At 70.0% G+C, this 25,969-nt stretch carries 21 protein-coding genes; 6 read left to right on the top strand and 15 right to left on the bottom strand.

Going from position 1 to position 25,969, the window contains the following annotated elements; translation table 11 throughout:
• Positions 1-81 precede the first annotated feature (81 nt).
• From A3CE_RS56715 to A3CE_RS0125450, 8 genes are all read right to left on the bottom strand, one after another.
• A complete protein-coding gene (locus A3CE_RS56715; protein WP_020642945.1) occupies positions 82-246 on the bottom strand; it encodes a hypothetical protein in 165 nt (54 codons plus the stop codon).
• The gene (locus A3CE_RS0125480) at positions 243-1,253 is read right to left on the bottom strand and encodes an alpha-ketoacid dehydrogenase subunit beta (protein WP_020642944.1); all 1,011 of its coding nucleotides are present in this window, start codon (positions 1,251-1,253) and stop codon (positions 243-245) included. Before A3CE_RS0125480 ends, A3CE_RS56715 begins: the two co-directional genes overlap by 4 nt.
• Before the next feature lie 18 nt (positions 1,254-1,271).
• On the bottom strand, positions 1,272-2,228 hold the full coding sequence (locus A3CE_RS0125475; RefSeq protein WP_020642943.1) for a thiamine pyrophosphate-dependent dehydrogenase E1 component subunit alpha: 957 nt from the start codon (positions 2,226-2,228) through the stop codon (positions 1,272-1,274).
• Positions 2,225-3,259: an ATP-NAD kinase family protein gene (locus A3CE_RS0125470; protein ID WP_020642942.1), complete on the bottom strand. Its 1,035-nt coding sequence runs from the start codon at positions 3,257-3,259 to the stop codon at positions 2,225-2,227. The genes A3CE_RS0125475 and A3CE_RS0125470 overlap by 4 nt, the downstream gene beginning before the upstream one ends.
• Positions 3,260-3,468: 209 nt before the next feature.
• Entirely contained in the window at positions 3,469-3,693 is a 225-nt protein-coding gene (locus A3CE_RS0125465) for a heavy-metal-associated domain-containing protein (RefSeq protein ID WP_020642941.1), read from the bottom strand.
• A gap of 64 nt (positions 3,694-3,757) precedes the next feature.
• The gene (locus A3CE_RS0125460) at positions 3,758-3,961 is read right to left on the bottom strand and encodes a cold-shock protein (RefSeq protein ID WP_020642940.1); all 204 of its coding nucleotides are present in this window, start codon (positions 3,959-3,961) and stop codon (positions 3,758-3,760) included.
• 210 nt (positions 3,962-4,171) lie between these two features.
• On the bottom strand, positions 4,172-4,345 hold the full coding sequence (locus A3CE_RS57465; protein WP_020642939.1) for a hypothetical protein: 174 nt from the start codon (positions 4,343-4,345) through the stop codon (positions 4,172-4,174).
• Between the two features lie 214 nt (positions 4,346-4,559).
• Positions 4,560-6,218, bottom strand: coding sequence for a thiamine pyrophosphate-binding protein (locus A3CE_RS0125450; RefSeq protein ID WP_084641784.1), 1,659 nt, complete (start codon positions 6,216-6,218; stop codon positions 4,560-4,562).
• A gap of 135 nt (positions 6,219-6,353) precedes the next feature.
• Here A3CE_RS0125450 and A3CE_RS0125445 point away from each other — a divergent pair, with 135 nt between their 5' ends.
• Together A3CE_RS0125445 and A3CE_RS0125440 are read left to right on the top strand one after the other, a co-directional pair.
• Complete coding sequence (locus A3CE_RS0125445; protein ID WP_026468844.1) at positions 6,354-7,634, top strand: hydroxyacid-oxoacid transhydrogenase; 1,281 nt, start codon at positions 6,354-6,356, stop codon at positions 7,632-7,634.
• Positions 7,628-8,041 carry an acyl-CoA thioesterase gene (locus A3CE_RS0125440; RefSeq protein ID WP_020642936.1) on the top strand — a complete coding sequence of 138 codons (414 nt, stop codon included), beginning with the start codon at positions 7,628-7,630 and terminating at the stop codon, positions 8,039-8,041. The genes A3CE_RS0125445 and A3CE_RS0125440 overlap by 7 nt, the downstream gene beginning before the upstream one ends.
• Before the next feature lie 232 nt (positions 8,042-8,273).
• Here the strand turns inward: A3CE_RS0125440 and A3CE_RS0125435 are convergent, their stop codons facing one another.
• The 4 genes from A3CE_RS0125435 to lanKC all read right to left on the bottom strand — a co-directional run bounded on the left by A3CE_RS0125435 (position 8,274) and on the right by lanKC (position 14,868).
• Positions 8,274-10,331, bottom strand: a complete 2,058-nt coding sequence (locus A3CE_RS0125435; protein WP_020642935.1) for an ATP-binding cassette domain-containing protein — start codon at positions 10,329-10,331, stop codon at positions 8,274-8,276.
• Positions 10,328-11,995, bottom strand: a complete 1,668-nt coding sequence (locus A3CE_RS0125430; protein ID WP_020642934.1) for an ABC transporter ATP-binding protein — start codon at positions 11,993-11,995, stop codon at positions 10,328-10,330. Before A3CE_RS0125430 ends, A3CE_RS0125435 begins: the two co-directional genes overlap by 4 nt.
• A 128-nt stretch (positions 11,996-12,123) precedes the next feature.
• Positions 12,124-12,267 carry a SapB/AmfS family lanthipeptide gene (locus A3CE_RS56710; RefSeq protein WP_020642933.1) on the bottom strand — a complete coding sequence of 48 codons (144 nt, stop codon included), beginning with the start codon at positions 12,265-12,267 and terminating at the stop codon, positions 12,124-12,126.
• Positions 12,268-12,303: 36 nt separating this feature from the next.
• Entirely contained in the window at positions 12,304-14,868 is a 2,565-nt protein-coding gene (lanKC, locus tag A3CE_RS0125420; protein ID WP_020642932.1) for a class III lanthionine synthetase LanKC, read from the bottom strand.
• Positions 14,869-15,308: 440 nt separating this feature from the next.
• Here lanKC and A3CE_RS0125415 point away from each other — a divergent pair, with 440 nt between their 5' ends.
• The 3 genes from A3CE_RS0125415 (at position 15,309) to A3CE_RS0125405 (ending at position 16,978) form a co-directional block, all read left to right on the top strand.
• Entirely contained in the window at positions 15,309-15,674 is a 366-nt protein-coding gene (locus A3CE_RS0125415) for a hypothetical protein (RefSeq protein ID WP_020642931.1), read from the top strand.
• 22 nt (positions 15,675-15,696) lie between these two features.
• The gene (locus tag A3CE_RS0125410) at positions 15,697-16,068 is read left to right on the top strand and encodes a hypothetical protein (RefSeq protein ID WP_020642930.1); all 372 of its coding nucleotides are present in this window, start codon (positions 15,697-15,699) and stop codon (positions 16,066-16,068) included.
• Positions 16,069-16,261: 193 nt separating this feature from the next.
• Positions 16,262-16,978: a S1 family peptidase gene (locus tag A3CE_RS0125405; protein ID WP_020642929.1), complete on the top strand. Its 717-nt coding sequence runs from the start codon at positions 16,262-16,264 to the stop codon at positions 16,976-16,978.
• Positions 16,979-17,002: 24 nt separating this feature from the next.
• Here the strand turns inward: A3CE_RS0125405 and A3CE_RS0125400 are convergent, their stop codons facing one another.
• Positions 17,003-17,512, bottom strand: coding sequence for a SixA phosphatase family protein (locus tag A3CE_RS0125400; protein WP_026468842.1), 510 nt, complete (start codon positions 17,510-17,512; stop codon positions 17,003-17,005).
• Between the two features lie 71 nt (positions 17,513-17,583).
• Positions 17,584-21,114: a beta strand repeat-containing protein gene (locus tag A3CE_RS0125395; RefSeq protein ID WP_020642927.1), complete on the bottom strand. Its 3,531-nt coding sequence runs from the start codon at positions 21,112-21,114 to the stop codon at positions 17,584-17,586.
• A 613-nt stretch (positions 21,115-21,727) separates the two neighbouring features.
• Between A3CE_RS0125395 and A3CE_RS0125390 the strand changes: the two genes are divergently transcribed.
• Positions 21,728-23,104: an XrtP-associated glycosyltransferase gene (locus A3CE_RS0125390; protein WP_043791059.1), complete on the top strand. Its 1,377-nt coding sequence runs from the start codon at positions 21,728-21,730 to the stop codon at positions 23,102-23,104.
• A 662-nt stretch (positions 23,105-23,766) separates the two neighbouring features.
• Here the strand turns inward: A3CE_RS0125390 and A3CE_RS0125385 are convergent.
• Positions 23,767-25,404, bottom strand: coding sequence for an IS1182 family transposase (locus tag A3CE_RS0125385; RefSeq protein WP_211231843.1), 1,638 nt, complete (start codon positions 25,402-25,404; stop codon positions 23,767-23,769).
• Positions 25,405-25,969: the final 565 nt, after the last annotated feature.

Genomic DNA, 25,969 nt, shown 5'->3' with positions numbered 1-25,969 from the left:
TTTCGGTCCGGTGATCGGAAGATGGCGGCCATCTCGCCGAAGGACTCTTCGCCGGTCAGGGAGGTACCGGCGAAGAGCCCTTCAGCGGCCTCCGGCGGTGATCGCGGCGACGACGGCACCGGGGGCTTCCAGATGGACCAGGTGCCCGGCGTCTTCGACGTACCGGACCTCGGGCAACGCGTTCTCCGGCGGCGGCAGCACGGCGTCCGCCCGGCCCCACTTGGGCATCGTGACGCGCCGGATCATCGCCGGTACTCCACGACCGCCTTCGCCGCGTTGAGCACCTTCTGCGCGTCCGGGATGTAGAGGTCCTCGAGCGCGTCGGAGAACGGCACCGGCGTGTGCGGCGGCGTCACCATCTCGATCGGCGCCCGAAGCGAGCCGAACGCCTCCTTCGCGACGAGCGCCGAGATGTCCGTGGCGAGGTTGCAGCGCGGCGAGGCCTCGTCGACCACGACGAGCCGTCCTGTGTTCCCGACGCCCTCCAAGATGGTTTCGGTGTCGAGCGGGCTGGTGGTGCGCGGATCGAGGATCTCGGCCTCGACACCGTTGGCGGCCAGCTCTTTCGCCGCTTCTTCGGCCATCGCGACCATGCGGCCGATGGCGACGATCGTCACGTCACCGCCGTCGCGCACGACGTTCGCTTCGCCGAACGGGATCGTGTAGCTGTCCTCCGGGACCTCGCCGCGGGTGTCGTACAACGCCTTGTGCTCGCAGAAGATCACCGGGTCGTCGTCCCGGATCGCCTGGATGAGCAGGCCTTTCGCCTCGTACGGGCTCGACGGCACGACGACCTTCAGGCCGGGGATGTGCGTGAAGACGGGGTACAGGCACTGCGAATGCTGCGCCGCGGCCCGCAGGCCGGCGCCGTACATCGTGCGGATCACCACCGGCGTCCGGGCGTTGCCGCCGAACATGTACCGGAACTTGGCCGCCTGGTTGAAGATCTGGTCGAAGCAGACGCCCATGAAGTCGATGAACATCAGTTCCGCGACCGGCCGCTGCCCGCGCGTCGCGGCGCCGATCGCCGCGCCGACGAAAGCCGACTCGGAGATCGGCGTGTCCAGCACCCGGCCGGGGAACTTGGGGAAGAGGCCTTTGGTGACACCGAGGACGCCACCCCAGGCGTCGCTCTCCCCCGGACTGCCGGCGCCGCCCGCGTTGTCCTCGCCCATCACGATGACCGACTCGTCGCGTTCCATCTCCTGCGCGAGTGCCTCGTTGATCGCCTCGCGGTAGCTGATCGTGCGCACGACGGCTCCTTCCGGTGCTCAGTACGAGACGTAGACGTCGGTTTCGAGGTCTTCCCGGGTGGGTTTCGGCGCGGCCTTCGCCTCGGAGACGGCGTCCTCGATGAGCTTCGCGACTTCGGTGTCTATGTCGTCGAGGACGTGTTCGGGCAGCTCACCGCTGTCGGCGACGCGGGCGCGGAACTGCTTGAGGCAGTCGAGGTTCTCGCGGGCGTGGGCGGCTTCGCCGGCGCGGTAGGTCTGCTGGTCGCCCTCGAAGTGCCCGAAGTAGCGGGTGAACTTGACCTCGATCAGGGTCGGGCCGCCGCCTTCGCGGGCCCGGTCGATCGCCTCGCCCGCCGCTTCGTGCACGGCGAAGAAGTCGAATCCGTCGACGATCACGCCGGGCATGCCGAACCCGGCGGCCCGGTCGGCGATGTTGTCCGACGCGACCGACCACGCACTCGACGTCGCTTCGGCGTAGCCGTTGTTCTCCGCGACGAAGATCGCCGGGAGGTTCCAGACGGACGCGAGGTTCAGCGCCTCCAGCGTCGTCCCCTGGTTGCTGGCACCGTCACCGAAGAACGCGACGCCGACACCGCCGGTGTCCTGCTGTTTCGCGGCGAGCGCGGTGCCGCAGATGAGTGGTGGGCCACCGCCGACGATCCCGTTGGCGCCGAGCATGCCCTTCGAGAGGTCGGCGATGTGCATCGAGCCACCCTTGCCGTGACAGGATCCTGTCTTGCGGCCGTAGATCTCGGCCATCATGGCCTTGACGTCGACACCCTTGGCGATGCAGTGCCCGTGGCCGCGGTGGGTGCTGGCGATGGCGTCACGGTCGTCGAGGTGGAGGCAGACGCCGGCGGCCGAAGCCTCCTCACCGGCGTAGAGGTGCACGAAACCCGGGATTTCGCCGGTCGCGAACTCGTCGTGCACCCGCTCTTCGAAGACCCGGATGGTGCGCATCAGGCGATACGCCTCCCGCAGGGTGTCCGTCATCTTCGACGCTCCTTCCCTTGTTCGGTATCCGTGCGCAACAGCCCTTTCCGCGCGGCTTCCGCCATCGCCACCCGGACGTCCACGACCCACGGGCCGTCCGGCTTGAGCTCGACGAACGCGCTTTCGCCGGTCTTCAGCTCGAGTTCGCGCTCGCCGTCGAGCGCGATGACGCCACCCGCCGCGGCCAGCTCGACGCGCACGCCGGGCCGGAGCACGCCCCAGCCTTTGACGCCGACCGGGCGGACGAGACCGGGCGCGATCGGCGCGTGCACGACATACGGCGTCTCCCCGACCGGTCCGAGCTGCAGCGCGACGCCGTCCGGGCTGGACCGCGGGCTCGGGCAGAGCTGACCGGGCACGCTCGACAGGCCGATGGCGTCCGGCTCGGCGAAGGTGCAGTACAGCTCGGTGAGCGAGGACGGGTCCCACAGCGCCCGCGCGCCGATGTGCCTGCTCAGCGACACGCAGACGTCGACGAGCGCGATCTCTCGGCGCGCCTTGGTGACGACTTCGAGCATGCTGACGCGGTGGGTGACGAGGTCGGGATCGATCTGCCCGGTGGCGATCAGCCCGGCGGCCAGGCCGGCCACGGTGGCCTCCCGCATCTGCGGGAAGACGTTGTTGGTCCCGGTGGAGAGGGCGAGAATCGGCACGTCTTCGCAGGCCGCGGCCGCGACACGGGCAGTTCCGTCGCCGCCGAGGACGACGATGACCCCGGCGCCCGCCTCGACCATCCGGCGGACCGCGTTCGTCGTGTCGGCGGCGGTGCCGGTGAGCGGGTCGTCCTCGCAGAAGTCGACTTCGGGCCAGGTACCGCCCCGGCCGAGAGCGCGCAGAACCGCGGCGGAGATACCGCCGAGGTCCGTGGAGACGAGGGCCCGGTCGAGCCCGGCCACGGCGAACGCCGCCAGCAGCCGCTGGACCATGTTCGCCTTCTCCGCGGTGGGGAACACGGACGCCTGCGCGACCAGCCGGCGGATGTCCCGCCCCGAAGCCGGGTTCGCGACGATCCCCGCCACCGTTTCGCCCACCTGACCTCCTTGACCGGAGGATCAGGAGACTCCACGATCCGGCGCGGGCGGAAGGGTTGCAGGGCGTTGCAGTCGAACGGCACCGAGGCGTCGAAGATCACACCGGCGGCGTGTCATCCGGTGGACAGTCCAACCTGGAAGATGTCGCCGGGTCGCCGAGCCGGCGTCGGCGGAGAAGAACCAACCGGAGGTGAAACCCTGGCAGGAGGCTACGAGACGAGCTTTGCCGCGCCCTCGTAGGTGAAGCCCGCCTCTTCGACAGCGGCGCGGACGTCGTCTTCCGCCAATGCGGTGTCAGCGCGAACGGTGACCCGGCCGGCCGGGACGTCGACGTCCACTTCGGTCACTCCGGGCAGCGCCGTGATTTCTTCGGCGACCGACTGCGCGCAGTGTCCGCAGCTCATCCCGGAGACGGTGTAGCCGTGCTCGATCATGGTGTGGAGCTTACGAAAAGGGCCGCCACCCCGAACGGGTGACGGCCCTTTCCCAAGATCAAAGTCAGATCAAGGTGACCGACGTGGCCTGCGGGCCCTTCTGGCCCTGGCCGATCTCGAACTCGACGCGAGCGTTCTCTTCCAGGCTCTTGAAGCCGTTACCCTGGATCTCGCTGTAGTGAACGAAGACGTCGCCGCCACCGTTGTCGGGGGTGATGAAGCCGAACCCCTTCTCGGAGTTGAACCACTTCACAGTGCCCTGAGTCATAAAAAAGTCTCCATGTGTAACACCAAAAAAACAGGAAGCCACTTCGGCGACCCGGGTCAGCACCGGGACGGTTTGCTTCCTCGGTGAGGAGACACTACGCCCGCTGAGTTCTGCGAGCGTGACTTAACACGAACACAAAAATCGAGACCTAGAACAGTAAAGCACACTTGGACCAGGGTGGACAAGCGGTCTTCACCCGTGAGGGGTGAGCTATTCGCCACTCGCCGGGCGCAGCCCCTCGCTCGCGAACGGCGACCGCCAGGTCGTGTCCCGGTCCGCGGCCACCACCGCGTCGTCGTGGGCCTCCGCGCTCGCGCTGAACAGCACCGGTACGACGCCGGAGGACTTCCGCGCTGCTTCGGATGCGTGCTGGTGATCGGTCACGTCGAAACTCCCCTCGTTCCCTGCCCGCTTCGGCGCGGGTGATGACCGTGATGGTGCCGTGCGGCACCGACAGAAACCGGCTGTCTCCCGCCGGGACCCGGCCGGGAAGGTTCAGCGGCGAACCACCACCGGAACACCGCCAGATTACCTGAGCCAACGCCCTGCTACCACACGACATTCCCAGCGTTTTCCGGAATGAAACCGAGCAAAACCCTTACTGGGCGGGAGGTTGCGGACGAGCCTGCCCGAGCAGGGCCGAAATCCGCACGTCCGGGGTCACGACGTCGGGGTCTGTGCGCACATCGATGACGCACGGACGTTGCCGCACGAGGGCGCTGGCGATGATCGGCTCGAGCTCTTCGCGATCGTCCACGGTGTACCCTGCCGCGCCGAGTCCACGCGCCCACGAAGCGAAGTCGGTCAGCGGGACGGACACCCCGGAAAGCCGGCCGTACGTGCGGGCCTGGTGCATGGCGAGCGCCCCGTGCACGCCGTTCTGGAACACGACCACCATCACCGGCGCCCGGTACCGGACGGCCGTTTCGATCTCCTGGCCGGTCATCAGCGTGCCGGCGTCCCCGACCATGGCCACGACGGTCCGCCGCGGCTCGGCCAGCTTCGCCGCCACGGCGGCCGGCACGGCATACCCCATCGCGGCGTTGCTCGGGCCGAGCTGGCTGCGCGGCGCGGTGAAGCACCAGTACCGGTGCATGAACTGCGCGAAGTTGCCGGCGTCGCTGGTCACAATGGTGTCCTCGGGCGCCAGCTTCCGCAGCGCCCGGACGACGTCGACCGGGTGCACCCGGGTGTTGCCGCTGGTGTCGGGCGGGGTCATGAAGGTGTGGACGGCCGCGTTCGCCGCCGAAGCCCGCCTCGTCCGCGGCGACGCCACCGCCCGCAGCTCCCGCAGGAACGGCTCGACCTCGGAGTCGACGCGGAAGGTCAGCCCCCGCCGTTTCGGGCTGACATCGATGCCAGTGCCGACCATGACCAGCGTCTGCTGGGCCGTCGGGTAGCGGTAGGCCTGGGTCGTCACCTCGTCGAGCTGGGTGCCGAGCGCGAGGACCAGGTCGGCGCGCTCCAGCGCGTCCAGCTGCCGGGCCGGGATGCCGAGCCCGAGGTGGCCGGCGTAACGGGCGTGGTTCTCCGGGAAGGCGTCCTGCCGACGGAAGGCGTTGTAGACGGGCAGCGCGAGCTCGTCGGCCACCGCGATCAGCTCGTCCCGCGCGGACCGCGCCCGGCCGCCGACGATGACCACGGGGTATTTGGCCTCGTCCACCAGCTGCGCCACGGCGTCCGCCGAACGGCCCAGCGTGCCGGACGCCGGCGGCCGGACCCGCGCCATCGGCTTCGCCGCGTCGTAGGGCATGCCCCAGACGTCGCAGGGCACGCCGAGCACGACCGGCCCGGGCCGTCCCTCCTGCGACGTCGTCAGCGCGTGCGCGAGCAGCCCGGGCAGGCTGTCCGGATCGGTCACCCGCAGTGTCGACTTGGCGATCGACTCGAACATGGCCGTGAGGTCCGACGTCGGCAGCTCCCCGGACGACGACGGCACCGGCGCGAGCGCCGGTGTCTCCAGGATCACGACCATCGGAGTCTCGTCCTGGTAGGCCGTTTGGACGCCGATCGCCAGGCTCGCCGCGCTCGGCCCGCGGCTGGCGAGCAGCACGGCGGGACGCTCGGTGAGCTTGCCCTCCGCCTCCGCCATGAACGCCGCGCCCGCGTCGTGACGCGCCGAAACCAGCGTGATCTCCCGCTCGCGCTGCAAGGCGTCGAGCAGTTCCAGGAAGGACTCACCGACCACCGCGTACACGCGGCGGACACGCGCCTCGGTCAGGATCCGCACGGCCGTCTGGGCGACGGTCGCTCCCAGTTGGTATCTAATGAGGAGAGCTTAGGCGGGCACCGTTCAGTGCAGTCAAGTGATCTTCGCCGAAACCCGGCAAGGATAGGCCGAATGTCCGCTTTGACCGACTGACAGCCGATCAAGGGAGCGAGGACCGCAGACTTGACCGTGACAGAACATGAAACTGTTTTTACTTATGGCGCACCAGCCTTGAAGTACGGCACCGGTGCGAGCGACGAGATCGGCTACGACCTCACGCAGTACGGCGCGCACCGCGTGCTCGTGGTGACGGACCCGCAGGTAGCCGCGACCGGCTGGCCACGCCGCATCGCCGACGGCATCGCCGGCTACGGCATCGAGACCGAGATCTTCGACGGTGTACACGTCGAACCCACCGATGTCAGCATGCAGAAGGCGGTTGACTTCGCCCGCGGAACCGGCCCGTACGACGCATTCGTCGCCGTCGGCGGCGGGTCGGCCATCGACACCGCCAAGGCGGCGAACCTGCTCACCAGCAACGACGGCGAGCTGATGGACTACGTCAACGCACCCGTCGGCGGCGGCCGCGCGCCGGACCGCCCGCTGAAGCCACTGGTCGCGGTGCCGACCACGACCGGCACCGGCTCCGAGAGCACCACGGTCTGCGTCCTGGACGTGCTGTCCCTGCGCGTCAAGAGCGGGATCAGCCACCTGCGGCTGCGCCCGGCCCTGGCCGTCGTCGACCCGCGTCTCACCGTCAGCCAGCCGGCCGGCGTGACGGCGGCCAGCGGCATGGACATCCTGTGCCACGCCGCCGAGAGCTACACCGCCAAGCCGTACACGGAGTTCGAGCGCAAACGCCCGGAGCAGCGCGTGCCGTACTGCGGCTCGAACCCGCTGGCCGACATGTTCGCCGAGCAGTCACTGCGGTTGCTGTCGTGGGCGCTCCCCGCCGCCGTGCGCGACGGTTCCGACCTCAAGGCGCGTGAAGCCATGGCCTTGGCCGCGACGTTCGCCGGCCTCGGGTTCGGCAACGCCGGTGTCCACATCCCGCACGCGAACGCGTACCCGATCGCCGGGCAGGTCAGGGATTTCCACCCGGACGGCTACCCGGGCGAAGAACCCATGGTGCCGCACGGCATGGCCGTCTCGCTGACCGCACCCGCGGCGTTCCGCTTCACGTTCGCCGCGGCACCGGACCGCCACCTCCGGGTCGCACGCCTGCTGGCGCCCGACTTCGAGTGGCCCGGCGACTTCGCCGACCACCTGCCCGCGGTGCTGATCGACCTGATGCGCCAGATCGGCATCCCGGACGGCATCGGCGCCGTCGGCTACACGGAGTCCGATGTGGACTCACTGGTGGAGGGAACCCTCAAGCAGCAACGCCTGCTGGCCACCGCACCGCGCGAGGCGTCCACAGAGGACCTGTCGGGCATCCTGCGCGAATCGGTGTCGCTGTGGTGAGCGAGTACCCGCACTGGCAGACGGTTCCGTTGCGCTGGAAGGACAACGACGTCTACGGACACGTCAACAACGTCGTGCACTACTCGCTGATGGACACCGTGATCAACACGTGGCTGATCGAGCAGGGCGGCCTCGACATCGAAGCCGGGGCGGTGATCGGGCTGTGCGTCGAATCCCGCTGCAGGTATCACTCATCGGTTTCCTTTCCTGGTTCGCTTCGGGTCGGGTTGCGGGTGGCGCACCTCGGGAAGTCCAGCGTCCGCTACGAAATCGGGATGTACGCCGCCGACGAGTCCCTGGTCGCGGAAGGGCACTTCGTGCACGTCTTCGTGGACCGCGAGTCCCGCCGGCCGACACCGGTTTCCGGCAAGCTGCGTGAGGCGCTGGAAGCACTGCAGCCCGGCTGACGCGCACCGCCGCCGGGTCACCTCCTTTCTGACGGAGCCGGTTCCGGGCTGTGTTCTTCCCGCGCTTTCGATGATGCCCCACGGCACCGACAGAAACGGCCGATCGGTCCGAGTTGTCCACAGGCCCGGCGAAGATCGGCGAGTTATCCACAGATTCGCGCCGGGGGCTTCCGCGACCCCTTGACGGCGATAAGCTGGCAGCACATGAAACCAGTCCACACTGGACGAGCAGTCAGCTCACCCGAGCGGCTCGCGGCACGGATGGCGGCCTAGGCGTCAATCCGGTCTCGGCAGAATCCGGATGGGCGGACGGCCCGGGCACGGTACCGGACTCCTCGGCGGCAGGCGCCCCGGCGGCGGTCACCGAACCCGTCCCCGCAGGTGGACTCATAGTGGTTGTGAACCCGTCTCCGGCAGGCGTCCCGCAGACGGCAGCACCACGACCCTCGGCAGAAATCGCGGGGCCGTTGCCGGAAGGCGCCCCGGCAGTGGCCCCGCGACTGCCAGCAAGCGGCCGGCCCCTGGTACCGGGGGCCGGTTCGCTGCCCACACCCGCCATCGAGGTGGCATCGACAGCTGGTTCCCCAGCCGCCGGTGTCGCCCAGGCCTGCATGAGTTCCGCGTATCGTGCCGAGCCGGCCAGGAGGTCGGCGTGGCTGCCCAACGCGGTCTCGCGGCCGTCCATGACGAGCACACGATCCGCGCGCAAGGCCGAAGACAACCGGTGCGCGATTACGACGAGAACACCACCCCGCGCGGCAAAGGCCCGCTCCGCACGGGCTTCCGACACCGGGTCGAGATGGGAGGTCGCTTCATCGAGAACCACTAGTTGCGCCGAACCGGCGTACACCCTGGCCAACGCGAGCAACTGCGCTTCGCCCGCGGAGAGACCTTCGCCGCCGTGACCGACCTCGGCGTCGAGTCCGCCCAGGCGCTCCAGCAACGCGCCCGCGCCCACCGCGTCCACGGCGGCCGACAATGCGTCGTCCGAAGCGGACGGGGCGAACATGCTCACGTTGTCCCGTACCGTTCCCGCGAAGATGTACGCCTCTTGCGGGATCAGCGCCACGAGCTCGTGCCGGAGCGCCGCGGGCACGTCCCGGACCGGGACGCCGCCCAGCAGTACCCGGCCTGCCTGCGGCGTGAGCATCCCGGTGAGCAAGCCGGCCAATGTCGACTTGCCAATGCCACTCGGCCCGACGACGGCGAGGGGCTCACCGGGCCGCAGCGCCAGGTCCAGCTCGCGGACCACAGGTTCGGCCGCCGCGCCCCAACCGAACGTCAGCCCATGCACCCGGACGTCGGTGCCGCGCGGGGTCGCCGTCCCATCGGCAACGTCGGGCAGCTCGGCCGTTTCCGCCAGCCGGCGGAGCGCGACCAGCAGGCGCAGGACGACAGTGCCGGCCGTGGCCGCTAGGCCGCGCAGCGCCGGTTGCATCGTCGTGGCCAGGTAGACCAGCGCGCCGAGGGCGGCCCCCGCAGTCAGCTCGCCGCGGCCCACCAGCGCTGGGGCCAACGCCAGCGCGAGAAGCAACGGGGCGAACCCCCCGAGCGAGACGACCAGCGCGCGGAGGGCACTTGAGCGCGCCACGCGGATGGCGGCGTCCCCCTGGGCGTCGACCGCGTCGTCCATCGCCAGTGCGGCGATCGGCTCGGCACCGCACGCCACGATGTCGCGCATCCCGGCCAGAGAAGCACCGGCCGTCGCAGCCGTCTGCTCGTCGGCCAGTGCCAGCACGCGCTGACGACGGGCGAGCGAGGGCAGGAGGCAGGCAAAGGTGATCAGCGCGGAGATCACCGGCACGGCAACCGGCACCACGAGAGCGCCGGCGACGGTCAAGAGGCCGGCGAGCGCGGCGGTCGTCGTCACCAGCATGCCGCGGGCCTGCACCAGCAAGCCGGCGGTCGCGTCGCGGACCACCTCGACGTGCTGCGTGATCCGGGCGACTCCGCTGGAGTCCGGCTGGTTGCGCGGCGGGGACTCGTTGTGCAGCACGCCGCGGACGACCGCCGTCACCAAGGCGTCGCGCAGGGGTTCGACGACCTTGCCGAGCTGGTGCCACACCATCCGGGCACCGAACGCGCCGAGCACGGCAGCCAGGCCGAACAACGCGAGCCAGCCGAGCCCGGCCGCGGGGTCGCCGACTGCGAAACCTCGGTCCACGGACTGCTCGACGAGCCGCCCCGAGAAGAAAGCCGGTACGCCTTCGAGCAGCGAACACAGGAGCAGCACGGCACCGCCACGCCACTGCCCGGCGAGCGCGGACCAGTACAAGCGGCGCAGGCTCACTGGTCGTCCTCCGTGAAGACACCCCGGAAACCCGGCTCTTGCCAGAGTGCGGTGTGGGGGGCGACCGCGCGGATCCGGCCGTCCTCGAGCCAGACCACCAGGTCCGCACGAGCCGCTGTGCTCACCCGGTGCGTCACGACGACGCGCGTGCGACCCGGCATGGCGCCCGCCACGGCTCGCTCGACCGCTGCTTCGGTGACCGTGTCCAGACTGGCCGTGGCGTCGTCGAAGATCAGGACGCGCGGGTTGCGCACGATTGCCCGGGCGAGCCCGAGCCGCTGGGCTTCGCCGCCCGAAAGCGGCGTCTCGGTCAACGGAGTGCGGTAGCCCTCGGGAAGCCGGACGACGACTTCGTCGACCTGAGCGGTCCGGCACGCGCTGCGGACGGCGGATTCGCCGGCCCACGAGCCGTAGCCGACCGCTTCGACGACCGTTGCGCCGAGAAGGGCGGGCCGTTCGAAGGCGTAGCCGAACGCCGCGCGCAGTTCCTCGGGACGGATCTGGTCGAGCGGACGACCGTCGAGGAGAACCTGGCCTTCGTCGGGCGTGATCAGGCCGCCGAGTACGCCGGCCAGCGCCGACTTCCCGGCGCCGGACCGGCCGACGACTGCGACGAAGGTGCCACCGTCGACGCACAGGTCGACTTCCGTCAGCGCGCCGGTGATGCCGACGTGGCGGAGCTCCACCGTGCCGTCGCCGGGCAGGAGCGGGAGCTTGCCGGGCATGGGTTCGGGCCGGTCGAGTACCTCGGCGAGCCGTTCGGCGCAGCCGCGCGCCCGGGACAGCATGGTGAGCAGCGGAATCTGGGTGACCAGGCCGAGGCCGAGCGCGACGTAGCCGAGGGTGGCGACGACATCGCCGACGCTCAGCCGGCCCTCGAGGACGCCGAAGCCGGCCGCGGCCAGCACGGACAGCTCGACCGCCGGCGTCAGCAGGCCGGCGCGCCAGACCATCCGGGCTTGGGTGCGCCACAAGCCGCGACCGGCGAGCGTCAGCTTCGGCAGCGGGCGCAGGACGCGCTCGGCTTCGCGTTCGGCCGTGCCGGACGCGGCGATCGTGCGGAGGCCGGCGACCGCGTCGACCATCCTGGCCGCGATTTCGCCGGAAACCCGCTGGTAGGTGAGGACGTCGTCGGCGGTGCGGCGGAGGTGGCTGCGGGCGAGCAGCAAGGCGAACGGGATGCTGCCCAGGAACACCAGCGCCAGCCGCCAGTCCAGCAGAGCGAGCAGCGCGACGGCGCCGGACGAGATCACCAGCGTCGAGCCGCACTGGATGATGATCGTGACGATGCCGCCGGCGCCGGTGCAGTCGCCGGTGAGGCGGCTGATCGCGTCGCCCTCGGCGAAGTGCGAGCGGGTGCCCAGGGCCAGGAGCTTGCCGAAAACGGTGCGGCGCAACCAGGCGGATGCCGTCGCGGTCACGCGGGTGGTCAGGATCCCGCCCACGACGTCGGCGGCGATCTCCGCGCCGCCGGCGAGCAGCAGCGAGGAGACTTCGCGTCCGCTCGGACGGCCCGCGACCACGGCGTCCACCGCGGCCGCGAGCGCGCCGGGGAGGAACAGGCCGGCCGCGGTGGCGACCAGCGCGGCGGCCACGACGGCGGCCAGCCGGAGGCGATCGAGACCGGTCGCCCTGATCAGCAGCCGATCGGCGTGCCCGCGCATCTCACTCCTTCGGAAGAGGTACCGCCGAGGCGGTGCCGGAGCCAGAATGAACGTGCGGGAGCGGCGCACTTGGCCTGTGCCGCTCCCGCACCGTTCACCTCGGGACTACTTGCCGACGATCCAGGAGGTCACCAGCAGGTCAGCAGGCTGAGGGTGCTGTGGGCGCAGCCGGCGAGCAGGCTCAGGTTCGACGTGCCGCAGCCGCCACCGCCGTGGCCGCCGTCGAGTACCTCGGGGGTCTCCATCGCCTGCAGCTCCAGAACGAGTTCCATCGGTGTCCCTTCCTTCGATTTCTGCGGATCCGCCGGTCAGCGACCGGTGGTCTGGAGGGACGGCGTGCCACCCAGGAAGGGCAGCACCTCCTTGCCGTCCAGGAGGGCGGCGAGGGCGAGGAGGATCCCCGCGCTGCCGGTCTTGACGTCCATCGACAGTCTCAGCAGCTGGTTGCCGGGGAAGGCGAGGCCGCCCTTGTACGGCACCGCGTACCAGGCGAGCCGGGCCAGGTGCAGGTCGATCGCCGTGCGGATCGGCGGCTCGGGGTCGGGGTTCGTGCCGAGGGCGGCCGCCAGACCGCACCGGCCGTAGAGCAGGCCGGGGTGGATGACGAACTCGCCGCGGCATGATTCGCGCAGGCCGGGGAGGCTCTCGCAGGCTTCGGCGGCCGGGCGGTGGCGCGCCAGTTGCTCGGCGACGAGGAGGATCCCGGCACTGCCGACGCCGGCGTAGGGCAGCGTGCGAGCCGCGCCGTCGCGGACCTGCAGCGAGCCGTCGTCGGCCTCGACGCATTCTTCGAGGTCGCGGCACAGTGCCTGGTCGGCGAAGGACAGCCAGGCCGGCTCGCCGGTGCGCTCGAAGAGCCGGACGAACAGCAGCGCGGGTCCGGACCAGCCGGACAGCAGGCCGGCGCGGGCGAAGTTGCCGGGCGGTGTCGCGGTGTCCAGCGATTCGGCCAGCCGGACGGCTGTGGTCAGGGCCTGGCGGCCGAACTCGTTGTCCTGGCGAACCGTCGCGAAGTGCAGCATGGTCAGCCCGATGCCGGCCAGTCCGCTCTCCAGGGCGTGGTCGGTCGTCTGCTCGACGAGCTGCGCGGACGACGTCAGCAGCTTGCTCGCCTCGTCGTGGTGCCCGAAGTTCTCCAGGACGTAGGCGATGCCGTAGCTGCCGTCGTAGAAACCGGGCCGGGTCGGCGGGTCACGGTGGACCGACTCGATCAGCCAGCGCTCGTGCTGGGGGAACCGGCCGACGCCGATGACGTCGAGGGCGTGCAGCACGCCCGCGGCACCGACACCGAAGCAGGCGCCCCCGAGCCGGAACTGCTCGATGTCGCCGGGGAACAGCCGGTCGTGGCGCCCGGGCGTCGCGCTGGCCAGGATCGCCTCCGCGATCTGCTTGCGGACCAGCTGCCAGTCCGGTTCGTCCTCGTCGAGCTCGGTGTGGACCGGTGCCGGCTCCGCGGACGCTGCACGCGGGGCCAGCACCGCGACCGCGGCGTCGGCATACCCCGCAGGCAGCGCGAACCGGCGTTCGACGAAGTCGGCGATGCCGCGCAGCTTCGCCGGGGCGAGCTCCGTCAGCGGGGAGAGCGGCAGGAACAGCCACAGCCGCAACGCCGCGAGCGCGTGCTCGTCGATCTCGAAACCGGTGCGGTCGGCCGGGGCGCGGAATCCCGGCGCGCCCAGTGCCGGGCGGTCGCCCGACTCGGCTTCGAACGCCATCTCGAAGTCGATCAGGGAGATCCGGCCGTCCTGGTCTTCGTCGATCAGGATGTTCAACGGGTGGAGGTCGCCGAAGACGATGCCGCGGGCGTGGATCGCCTCGATAGTCCGCTCCACCCCGGCGATGACGTCCAGCGCGCGGCGGGTGTAGGCGGCGAGGTCGGCGTCCGTCATGCCGCGCCGGGTCAACGGGTAGTTGCGGGCCAGCCAGTTGCCCAGCGAATGGCCCGGCAGGTACTCCATGGCCAGGTAGTGGTGTTCCCAGACGGTGAACCGCTCGAAGACGCGCGGCACCCCGGGGACGTCGGCCAGCCGCTCGAGCACCTTGTGTTCACGGCGCAGCCGTTCGACGGCGTCGACCCCCGCCCTGTCGAGGCCGGCGTACGGGCGGCCCTCCTTGAGGACGGCTTGGGCACCGCCCGCCTTGGGGTCGGCCAGGTACACACCGCCACCGTTGGAGAAGTGCAGGGAATTTGTCACCCGATAGGGGAACTGAGCAGGGTCACCACCTTTGCGCGCCGCGATGCTGCTCTGCAAACAGGTCGGAATCTTCACCCAATCGGGGACGGAGAACTTCGGTTCCCGCTTGTCGGGCACCAGTCTTCCGTCCGGCTTGCGGATCGCCAGGACGCGGTTGCCGTCGTGTTCGACCCACTGCTCGGCGAATCCACCGTAACGGACGTAGAGTGGTCCGTCACCGTATCGCAGGTCGCTCAAGATATACGCGCCGCGCTCGCCCTCGAGGCGTGCCGACAGGTCTTCGAGAACCCGCTCGAGTTCGCCGTCGTCGGCCGGGTAAATGGTCACCAGCTTCGCGCTGCCGTCACGCGGGGCGTATTTCGAATTCCGCGCGAGCAGAGTCAGCACCGAGCGGAGGTGCTTGTAGGAGATCCGGTGCTCGACGCAGTACTCGTGCACCTGCGCGAGCACCCGCCGGGCGTTGTCCAGACCAGCGGAAACGTGGATCTTCCAGCCCTGACCAGGCAGAACGCGACCCTCCGGGTGGAGCAGCCGCCAGACCCCGCGGTCGGCAGTGACCCAGCCGGCGCCCGGTGCCGGCAACTCGGCGGCGAAGTCGTCGACCGGCGCACCGATTTCCTGTTGTTCGTCGTAGAACAACGGGTCGGCGAAGCAGAATGCTTCGTAGCGCAGGTCCATCCGGGATACCCCTCCGTGTGCTCCCCCGGTACGCCGCGGCTCCGGGACGAGGAATATTCCCCCATGCCGAACGGCCCTGGGCCAATCCGCCAACCCGGGGGTTCAACTGGGCTATCCGAGGTGACGAAAAGGACGCTTACCACTCAGTAGCCGAACGCAGGGTGATTTTTTCGCGGCGGGCATCCACTCGGTAGTGGTGTAACACGAAGCTTTTTCCGTCATTCCCCCAGGTCCACACAAGGATCGGGCGGAATAAACCATCGAATTGACAGAATGCCATCAAGGCCGTTCCGTGATCGATTTTCCTGGTACGCGCGGATCGCGTGAGTCCTGCTGTCCTCCCAGGATCCCGACGGTGGTCCACGCCACGCTCACGCGCCTCGGCCGGCGGCCCCGCCGGTACCACGGAGTAAGTTGGCCGCACCGGAAAGGAGGAACGGGTGGTCTTCGGATTCGCCGTGACGGTCGCCGTGGCTGCCACGCTCGTCGCGCTCTGGAGTTTCCTCCAGTCGGCTCGCAACCGGCTGCCGGACAACCCGCTCCTGATCGCGCTCGGTGTCGTCGAACTGCTGCTGGTCGTCCAGCTGGTGATCGGGATCGTGCTGCTCGCCGGCGGTGACCGCCCGGACAGCCTGGCGACCTACCTGGCCTACTTGATCGGCTGCTTGATCGTGCTGCCGGTCGGCGCCGCCTGGGCGCTGGCCGAACGGAGCCGGTCGAGCACGGCGGTGCTCGGCATCGCCTGCCTGGCCATCCCGGTGATGGTGCTGCGACTGAACGAGGTGTGGAGTGGAGCAACAGCGTAGGACGGCCAGCGGCCCGGGACGGGTGCTCGTAGCCGTGTACGCGATCTTCGCGCTGGCCGCGACGTCGCGGGCCGGCGTCCAGATCAGCACGAAGTTCCACGAGGCCCCGCTCGCCTACGTGCTCTCGGCGTTCGCCGCGGCCGTCTACATCGTCGCGACGATCGCGCTGGCCCGCCGTGGTGACGGCTGGTGGCGCGTGGCCCTCGCGGCCTGCTCGATCGAGCTGCTGGGTGTGCTGTCCATCGGCACGCTGAGCCTCGTCGACGCCGCCGCCTTCCGGCACCCGACCGTCTGGTCGGTCTACGGCGAGGGCTACCTGTTCATCCCGCTGGTGCTGCCGGTGATCGGGCTGTACTGGCTGCGGAAGACGGCCCCCGCGAAGGTCGCGGCCTGAGCGTCGCCGCCCGGGTAAGTCTCTCGGACGCGGAACAGTACGGGGAACTGCACGTACCCCGTCGCGCGGAAATAAATACGGATTCGACCGGCGACTTTCGTCGGTTCCGGACATTCGCCGAAAACTCGGACACTCTTCTCGTTCGGTCCCCACCGGCTTTCCCGGGCGGGCTCTCCGCACCGAAGGAGCAAGCGTGAAATTCGGCAAATTCGTCCTGCTGGCCGCGAGCACCGCACTGGCCGTCGCCGGTCTCGGCGGTCCCGCGGCCGCCGACAGCACTCCCCAGGCCCAGCCGTCGATCATCGGCGGCAGCACCGCCTCGAGCGGCCCCTGGGCGGCCCGCCTGTTCGTCAACGGCACGCAGAACTGCACCGCGACGATCATCGCGCCGCAGTACATCCTCACCGCAAAGCACTGCGTGAGCGGCTCCGGCACCTACACGTTCCGGATCGGCAGCCTGGACCAGACCAGCGGCGGGACGCCGGCCACCGGCTCCACCATCACGCGGTACCCGGGCTCCGCCGACCTGGCGATCGTGCGGCTCACCACCTCGGTGAGCGCCACCTACTCCCCGCTCGGCAGCGTCGGCGACGTCTCGGTCGGCCAGAACGTCTCGGTCTACGGCTGGGGCGCGACCAGCCAGTGCGGCTCCGAGATCAACTGCCAGTCGCGGTACCTCAAGGTCGCGACGGTGCGGGTGAATTCGATCGGCTGCAGCGACTACACCGGCGGTGTCGCGGTGTGCGCGAACCGCGTCAACGGCATCACGGCCGGCGGCGATTCGGGCGGCCCGATGTTCGCCTCCGGCCGTCAGGTCGGCGTCGCGTCGACCAGCGACCGGTCGAACAACACCGCCTACACGAACATCACGCGTTATCGCAGCTGGATTTCCCAGGTGGCCGGCGTCTGATCCACACCAGACCGCTGGGAACGATCAGGCTGAGACGTCGCGGGGCCGGAAGAAGGCGACGAGCCGGGCGGTGGTCAGCGCGTCCCAGGGATCGGTGGTGGCGAGCAAGGCCGCCGCGCCCGTGGGGAACTTGGTCTGGACCTCGCGGGTGTCTTCGCCGATCCCGGCGAGGTGCAGCGTCAGATCGCTGACACCCGGCTCGTGCCCGACGAGCGCGAGCGTGGTGACCTCGGGCGGCGTCCTGCGGGCGGCGTTCAGGAACTCCGCGACGTCGGCGCCGTAGAGGTTTTCGTCGTACTCGACCGGCGGCTTCGCGGGGAGTTCGTCGCTGACGCGCTGCCAGGTTTCCCTGGTGCGGCGGGCCGTGGAGCAGACGACCAGTTCGGGAACGTGCCCGGCCTCGGTGAGCCACCGGCCGAGCCTGGGCGCGTCACGAATGCCCCGGGGTGCGAGGGGACGCTCGTGGTCCGGGAGGTTGTCCGACCAGTCCGACTTGGCGTGCCGGAGAACGATGAGCCATCTGGTCGCGTCCATGCCGGTCACCCTAACGGCGAAGGGGCCCTGGAGCGGTTCGCTCCAGGGCCCCTTCGCTCAGGCGAGGCTGGTCACGGCTGGATCGGCACGTCCAGCACCGAGATGCGCGGCGGCTTCACCGGCGACAGCAGGCCGCTGCCCGCCGGCCCGGCCACCACCGGAACCACCGGCACGGGGCTGTCGCTGCGCGACTCGTGCCCGGCGGCACCGGCCACGGTGGCCGGCAGGCCACCGAGGGTCTTGCCCGACACCGAGCCCAGTGCACCGGTGACTTCGCCGGCAGCCTGCGCCGACCCGTTGCCGAGCAGTTCCATCGCGCCGCCGAGGCCGTCGGCGCCGAGGCCGGGCGCGTCGGCCCGGGACGCCATGTCCTCACGCGCCAGGGGTGACACGCCACCGAGCACGCCGGTCAGGTCGAGCTCGACCGGGATCTGCGCGGCCTCGGTCCGCCCGACCACGACGTCGGTCGTGTCGGTGCCCGTGTTGAGCACCTCGGCCAGGATCGGGATCGTCACGTTCTTCACCTGCGGCACCAGGCCCACCGGGATCTGCACCGCCGGCTTCGCCGTCGGAGTGCCGCTGACCTGACTGTCGACCGTGCTGTCGACGTGGTTGTTCACCGTCGACAGCGCGCCGACGCCCCAGCGGAACACCTCGGGGTCGGCCGCGACCGGCACGTCGAGCAGGGCACCGCTGAGCTGACCGCTGCCGGCGGTGGTCTCGTCGCCGCCGTCGGTCGCGGTCAGGTCGTTCTGGACGTCGTTCGTCGCGGACCCGATGGCGGAGATGCCCAGGCCGTAGACCTGCGGCATCGCCTGCGGGTCGGCCGAGAGGATGTCGCCCGAGAGCGCTCCGGTGGTGCCGTCGGTGACGATCGGGCCGCCGGACACGAGGTCGTCGGTGTTCTCGGTGTGGTTGACCGTGCCGGCCATCAGCGAGATCGACTGACCGGTCGCCTGGACGAACGGCTGGGTCGGCGCCGCGACCGCGTCACCGGCGATCGCACCGGCCACGCCGGAGGTGTACGTCGTGCCACCTGCGTGCGAGCTGACGTCGTTGTCCGCGGCGGTGACCGCGCCACCGATCCAGGACACCGCCCAGCTGCTGACCTGGCCCGCGCCCCCGATCGGCGCCTCGACGACGTTGCCGGCCACCGCGCCCTTGTCACCGTCGGCGTAGTTCGGGCCGCCGGAGGTGAACTCGGTGTCGTTGGTGCCGATCGCCTCGGCCTGGCCGCCCCAAGTGGCACCGATCGTGGTGACCTGCACCGGCAGCGAGCTCGCCTGGTCGACGATGTTGCCGGCGACCGCGCCGCCCTTGCCGGTCGCGGAGTCGGCGCCGCCCGTGTGAACGTGGGTGATGAAGTCGCCGTGGCTGGTCGGGTTGCCGCCCCACGCACCGGCGATGTTCATCACCTGGGCGCCGATGGCCTCCGGCGCGGAGACGATGTTGCTGGAGACCACACCGCCGTCGTCGTCGGTGTTGTTGTCCCCGCCCGAGGTGAGGCACTTGTGCTCGGTCATCGTCGAGGTCGGGATGCCGCCCCACGCGTAGGCGCCGTTGAGCACCTCGACCGGCGTCGCCAGCGGCGCGTCGACGAGATTGCCCGCCGCGACGGCGTTGTTGCCCGACGTGCCCTGGAAACCGCCCGCGACCACGTTCTCGGCGTTGGAGCACGACGAGGTCGGGATGCCGCCCCACGCACCGGCGTTGCAGAGGACGTCGGCGTCGCCGGCCAGCGACGGGCCGACGATGTTGCCGCCGCCCACGGACTCGTCGCCGTGGTCGTAGGTGTTGCCGCCCACCACGGAGTCGACGGTCGTGTAGCACTCGGCGGTGGAGATGCCGCCCCAGTCGGCCGCGGTGCCGCAGACCTGGGCCGGGAGCGTGGCCGGCGCGTCGGCGACGGTGCCGCCGAGGATCGAGCTGTCGCCGTTGGTCGCCTGGCCGCCGCCCGCGTGCGCGGTGTTTTCGTGCGTGCAGTGGGTGGAGGTGATGCCGCCCCAGGCGCCGGTGTTGCAGGACGCCACGACGGGCTCGGCCACCTGCGGGTGCGCGACCGTGCCGCCGGCGAGCGAGCTGCTGCCGCCGGTGTAGACGTCACCGCCCGCCGTCGAGTCGATGAAGCTCATGCCGGTCGCGTCGGCCAGGCCGCCCCACGCGGCGGAGTTGTGGTTGCCGGTCGCCGGCAGCGCGACCGGCGCGTCGGCGACCGTGCCACTGGCGACGGAGTGGTCGCCGTTGGTCACGTCGCCGCCACCCGCCTGCGCCGTGTAGTCGTTGGCGCAGTCGGTGCCGGTGACGCCGCCCCACGGGCCGGACGTGCAGTTGACCTCGACCGGGCCGGCCACCTGCGGGTGGACGACGCTGCCGGCGGCGAGCGCGTCGGCGCCGTTGGTGACGACTTCGCCACCGGCCACCGATCCGACGTTGTTCTCGGAGGTCGCGAAGGCCTCGCCGCCCCACGCGCCCGCGGTGCCGAGCACGGTGACCGGGAGGGCCACCGGGGCCTCGGCGGCCGTGCCGCCGGCGACGGACTTGACGCCGTCGGTGACGATGCCACCACCGGTGTTCGCGTTGAGGTTGTTCACGGAGTCGGCGTGGGTGAGGCCGCCCCAGGGACCCGAGGTGCCGTTCACCGCGACCGGGCCCGCCACCTCCGGGGTGAGCGCGGTCCCGCCGGCCAGCGAGCCGTCGCCGAACGTCGTCGCGTACGGCCCGCTCTCGAGGGCGCCCCGCGAGACGGATTCAGTCGTGCCGGCCTCCGCGAGAACCGTGTTGACCGTGTTCGCGGTGGCCTTGCCTCCCCAGGCGGCCGCGGTCCCGTCGACCTGCGGAGCGACCGCCACCGGAACACCGGCGACGGTGCCGGCGGCGACGCCGTCCTTCCCGCTGGTGGTCAGCTGACCGGGCGAGTGGGCGCCCTGGGTCGTGGTGGTGTTGACCGTTCCGGTGCCACCCCAGCCCGCGGCGGTGTTGTTGACCCCGATCGGCAGCGCACCCTGGACCGCGGCGATGGTGCCCGAGACGACGCCCTTGTCGCCGTTGGTGGTCACCGGGCCGCCGACCGTGCTGTCCTGGTCGGCTAAGCCGTCGACCGTCGCGTTGGACAGCGTGCCGAACGCCAGGTTGTTGACCCCGATCGGGGTCGTCACCGGCGCGGTGACGACGTTGCCGGCGAGCGGCTTGCCCTCCCCCGTGGTGGTGATCGGGCCGCCCTGCTTGTGGACCTGCTCCGAGTCGTTCACCACGTGCGAGTCGCCGCCCGCGCCGAGCGCCCAGCCCGTGATCTGGACCGGAGCCGACACGTCGGGCTTGACGACGTTGCCCAGCAGGACACCGGCGAGCGGCTCGCTCGAGTCGTGGAGCACCGTGCCGGTGCTGACCTCGTTGTCGACGTCGAGCGGCAGCGGCGATTCACCGGCGGGGGTGCCGAGGTTGATCTTGCGGACCTGGATCGGCACGCTGGCGCCACCGTCCAGCGGCGACGGAGCCAGGTCGGGGTTGACCTGCTCCTCGGCGGACGCGATGCCGGTGCCCAGCATCAGCAGGCCGCCGGCCAACATCGCGGACTGGAGCCCGCGCTTGGCCCAAGGGTGCATTGCCTGTTTCTCCTCTTCGTGTACTTCCCGGCTGCTGCCGGGAGCGGGGTCGGAAAGCAACTGCGAGCGCGCTGTCCGCTGTGGACGATCAGGCGTTGCCGCTTTGCCGGCGGCGCCGGGTGACCCGCACGAGGACCACGCCCACGACAAGGCTGACAACGCCGAAGACGATCCACCACGTCAAGTTCGCTCCGGTCGACGCGAGAATCCCGCTGCCCCCGACGACGCCACCGATTCCAGGCCGATACACGTTTTGTTCTCCGTTTTTGACAAGACCGCGTGGCGCGCGTCGGCATACCGGACGCACGCTGCACCGCAGAACCCGAATGAATCGATCGAGACACTATCCGCAGCGGGAGAAATAGCGCAAACGGGGCGCACGGACAACACCTGATAGTGGGGTTTAAGTAGCCCGAGAGGGGTTGCCGACCCGGCTGAACACGGAGTTTGTGGGCGGCGCCCCGGACAAAGGACCCCGAGCGAGTGATCGACCCCCGCCCAGGACGTCGAAGAGCGACGGCATTATTGTCCAGCCGACACACCTCGGCAAAGGGGCCGACGACGGTGGCCGGCACCTTGATCCGGCTCGGTTCCTCACCCACGGAGCGACGCATTGAGTTTGTCATTCTTGCTGAGCTGCGCTCAGGCGTTCGCGATTGTCATGAGCGCGGCGTTCGTACTCTACGTCTGCGGGATTATCGTGCCGTACCTGCGGCACCGTCCCACCTGGCCCGGTGATCCGACGCTTTTCCAATGGCATTTCTTCGTGCCGTGCCGGGACGAAGAACTCGTCATCGGCGACACGATCCGTTACTTGCGGACCCGGTTTTCGGCCGCGCATGTGTGGGTGATCGACGACCATTCCGACGACCGCACCCTCGAAGTCGTGCTGCGGATGCAGGGTCCACCGCACCGGCGGGATCCCCGGTTGCACGTCGTGGAACGACGCCGTCCCCACGCGCGCACCGGAAAGAGCGACGCGCTCAACGCCGCCTACCGGGCCCTGCGCGCATGGGCCGGACGTCACGCGGACGCCGGGAACACGATCGTCGTCGTGGTCGACGCCGACGGGCGACCGGCCGGGAACTGCATGTACGTGTGCACGGCCGCCCACCTCTTCGGCGACCCGTCCGTCGGCGCGGTGCAGATCGACGTCCGGATGGGCAACCGCGGGACGGCGCCCCGCACCGAGAACAAGCTGCGCCGCACGCTCGGCCGGACCCTCGTGCGCATGCAGGACCTCGAGTTCCGCACCGCGATCGCCGCGATCCAGATGTCCCGCGGTCACACCGGAACGATCGCGATGGGCGGCAACGGCCAGTTCACCCGGCTCTCGGCGCTCGACTCGATAGCCGGCCCGCGACGCCGTCCGTGGCGCGGCTCGCTGCTCGAGGACTTCGAACTCGGCGTTCACCTGCTGACCGCGGGCTGGAAGACCGGGTTCACCATCGACACGCACGTCGACCAGGAGGGCCTGTACAGCATGCGCCGGTTCCTCGCCCAGCGCACCCGCTGGAGCCAGGGCACAATGCAGTGCGCCCGGTACGCCCGCCGGATCTGGCGGTCCCCGAACCTGTCGACGTTCGGTGCCGCCGAGATGCTCTACTACCTCGCGCAGCCGTGGATGCAGCTGCTGGGCAGCCTGGTCTACCCGATCCCGTTCGTGCTGCTGGCACTGCAGACAATGGACGAACCGGCGGCGGTCTGGGCCTGGTTCAGCGGCGGCGCGTGGAAGTACATGCTGGTGTACGGCATCGCCGGGCTGCTGCCGTTCCTCATCTGGGGGCCGGTGTACCGCAAGCACTGCGAACCCCGGTCCGGGCCGCTGCGCGGGATCGTCTACGGGCTCGGCTACGCGTGCTACATCTACATGTTCTACATCACGGTGTGGCGAGCGGCGTTCCGCCTGGTCCGGCGCCGCAACGGCTGGGCCAAGACCCGCCGCAACACCGAGCGCCCGAACTCGAAGGTGGTGGCCTTGGACCGGTGACCGCTGTCGTCTGCCACGGGCAACCCGGACCTGCCGATGATCGGCACACCGGTGGCGCCGGGCGTCGCGGACCGCCCCGACGGCGACCGTGTCGGCTTCGTCTGGGCTTCGCCGGCGAGCCGGTCACCCCAGGCCAGGCGCACGTGCCGTTCTTCACGCTCGACCAGAGCACGCGCTACGACGGCGGACCGCTGACTGGGCCGGCTTGGTGCTGCCGGGGGCAGAAAGTCCTGCCGTACCAAGGGTTCTGCCCGGACGGACGGCGATCCGGAGCGATCCGACCGTGCGCGACTGAGCGCGGCTCAGGGAGCGGGAAAGAATTCGGCCGCGGTCTCGAGGTCGGCGAGCCAGGCGTCGAGACCGGGCGCGAGGTGCCTGAGGGACCCAAGTCGCTGACCTGGGCTTTTGGTGGACCGCCTGGGGCTCGAACCCAGAACCTACGGATCATCTGCTCGTCACCGACCTGGATCATCCGTATTCCTCCCCTAGGTGGCTGGTGTCGAACGGGCCTTGACGTGCGTGAGCTGGGCTGTGGGCGTCGAATAGGGCGCTGCGGTTGCCTGCTCTGATCGAGGCGGATCGGCAGGTCAGGGCGCCGTCGTGGCTGGGTGTGGGCTCGGTAACGGCCGTTGCGGGCCATGATGGCCCGCCCCACGCCCGGATCAGGCGGTGGCCACTACCCATTTCCCTGCCGTGTGGGTGATTCCGTGCGTGGCGAGCCGCGCGAGGTTGACCGCGGCGGCCAGCAAGGAGAAGTCGGCGGCGACTTTCACGCGTCCTCGGACACGAGCACGGCGTCCGCCGTGACGGCGGCGCATCAGGTGACCGATCTTGCGTTCCACTTTCGGGCGGGTGGCCCGGTAGTCGGCCTTCCAGCCGGGGTCGTGTTGGCGTTCGCGGGCGGCGACCAGGGTCCTCTCGTGGGGGCCGATGGTGATCCTGCGGCCGTCTTTGGCCGTGGTGCACTGCGCGGCCAACGGGCAGGTGGCGCACAGAGCGCCGAACAGGGCCTGCCCGGTGTGACGCTCGCCGGTCCGGGCGCGGATGGGCACGGTGTTGCCGGCGGGGCAGGTCACGGTCTGACCTTCGAGGTCGATATCGAAGCGATCCTTGGGAAAGTGACCTTTCACCGCCGCGGGCGGCTGCACCTTAAGTCCATTGTGGATACCGGCGTTGTCCAGCCGCTCCAGCAGTTCCCCGGCTCCGTAGGCCGCGTCGCCGTAGGCCGCCGCCTGTTCTGCGGGCTCGACAGGCACTTCGGCTTCGGCTTCGGCTTCGGCTTCGGCTTCGGCTTCGGCTTCGGCTTCGGCTTCGGAGGGCAGGATGTCGGTCAGCAGATCCTCGGCGACCTCGGCGTCACCGCTGTTGCCGGGCGTGACCTCGGTGGCGGTGATGACCTCGGTGTCCGGATCGATCGCGATATGCCCCTTGTAGCCATCGAAACCGCGGGCGTTGGTCTTGTGGCCGTGACGAGCCTGGGGATCCACCGTCGAGATGACCCGATCCGCGGCGACCCGCCGGGCGATCCGAAACACCCCGTCGTCGTCGGTCAGATCCTGGCCCAGCACCGTGGCCACCAGACACGCGGCCTGGTCCACACCCCGCTCGAGTTCGCAGCCCGCCAGCAGCGCCAGCATCGCGAACCCGTCCCGCGCCCGGGAATCGACCAACGCCTCCCGGGCCTCCCGGTCGTCCCAGTCGATGTGCGGCTTCGCGGTGCCGGCGTAGTCATCCCCACTCCTGATCGCGCCGCGCAGCACGGCGGCCAGATCGGCGCCGGCTGCCGCGAGCAGCCCCCGGATCGCCGAGCGGATCAGGGTGATGGTGTCCATCGTGGCGACCGCGTCGTAGATCGGGGTCGAGTCCAGCACCCGCCGCCGCCCGACCAGACCCGCCTGACGGGCGACATCGAGCACGACCTGGAAGATCCGGTCCGGCCGCGGCGAGCGGGCCAGCCGGGCGCGCATGTCGACCAACACCGTGTGCACGAACCCCGGATAGTCGAAATCCAGCCCGCCGGCGGCGTACTTCCACCGCGCGTCGAACGCGAACCGGTCGACCGCTTCCCGGTCCGAGAGGCCCTCGACGCGTTGCAGGACCATCACCACCGCCACGATCATCGGCGGCACCGACCGACGCCCGATGTCGGTGAACAGGTCCGCGAACATCTCGTCCGGGAACAGCGCGAAGCACTCCCGGTGCAGGATCCCGTAGATCGAATCCGCGGCGACCCGGTCCGCGCAGTAGTCCACGGTCGAGCGCAACAGGTCGGTCTGACGGGGTGTGCGTCCCAAAGCCACGACGGTCATCCTGCCGGGCTGATCACCTGCTCAAGGCGACCGACACGCACTGATCCTTCACGACCTAAAACACCAGCCACCTAGGGACATCGGCAGCATCACCACATTAGCCGGTTGTCAATGGTCAGTTTTTCCTCCCCGCAGGCGGATTCGTTGCGGCAGCACTTTGAGTCGGACCAGTACCCTGCGAACGGACCAGTGGAGCACTCCCCGGAGTGCTCCACTGCCGAAATATCGCCCAGCATAGGGCGACAATCAACATTACTCGAAAACAAAACCTCTCTCGTTTCCACCTGCACAATCGGCATTAGGGCGACGCCACGCAACACCCACCGGCACGGCGCCTTTCTGTGTCGTGAAGTGTCGCGTGGTGCCGGGCACTAGTCCGGCAGCGGAGCCCACCGGAGACCCACTCATGCGCGACGCCTCCTCGGCCGACACCGCCATCGCCCGTGCATGCTCAAGTCGACTATGAACGCCGTCCCCTGCATGATGAGACTTCGCGACTGAGCTGAGCAGAAAGAAGCATACGCTCCGTAACCGCCAGTGTTGGTCACAGTGGCGC

Source organism: Amycolatopsis balhimycina FH 1894 (genome assembly GCF_000384295.1).
GTDB lineage: Bacteria > Actinomycetota > Actinomycetes > Mycobacteriales > Pseudonocardiaceae > Amycolatopsis > Amycolatopsis balhimycina.
Note: the sequence above shows the minus strand (reverse complement) of the source record. Positions and strands in the feature narration are given on the sequence as shown.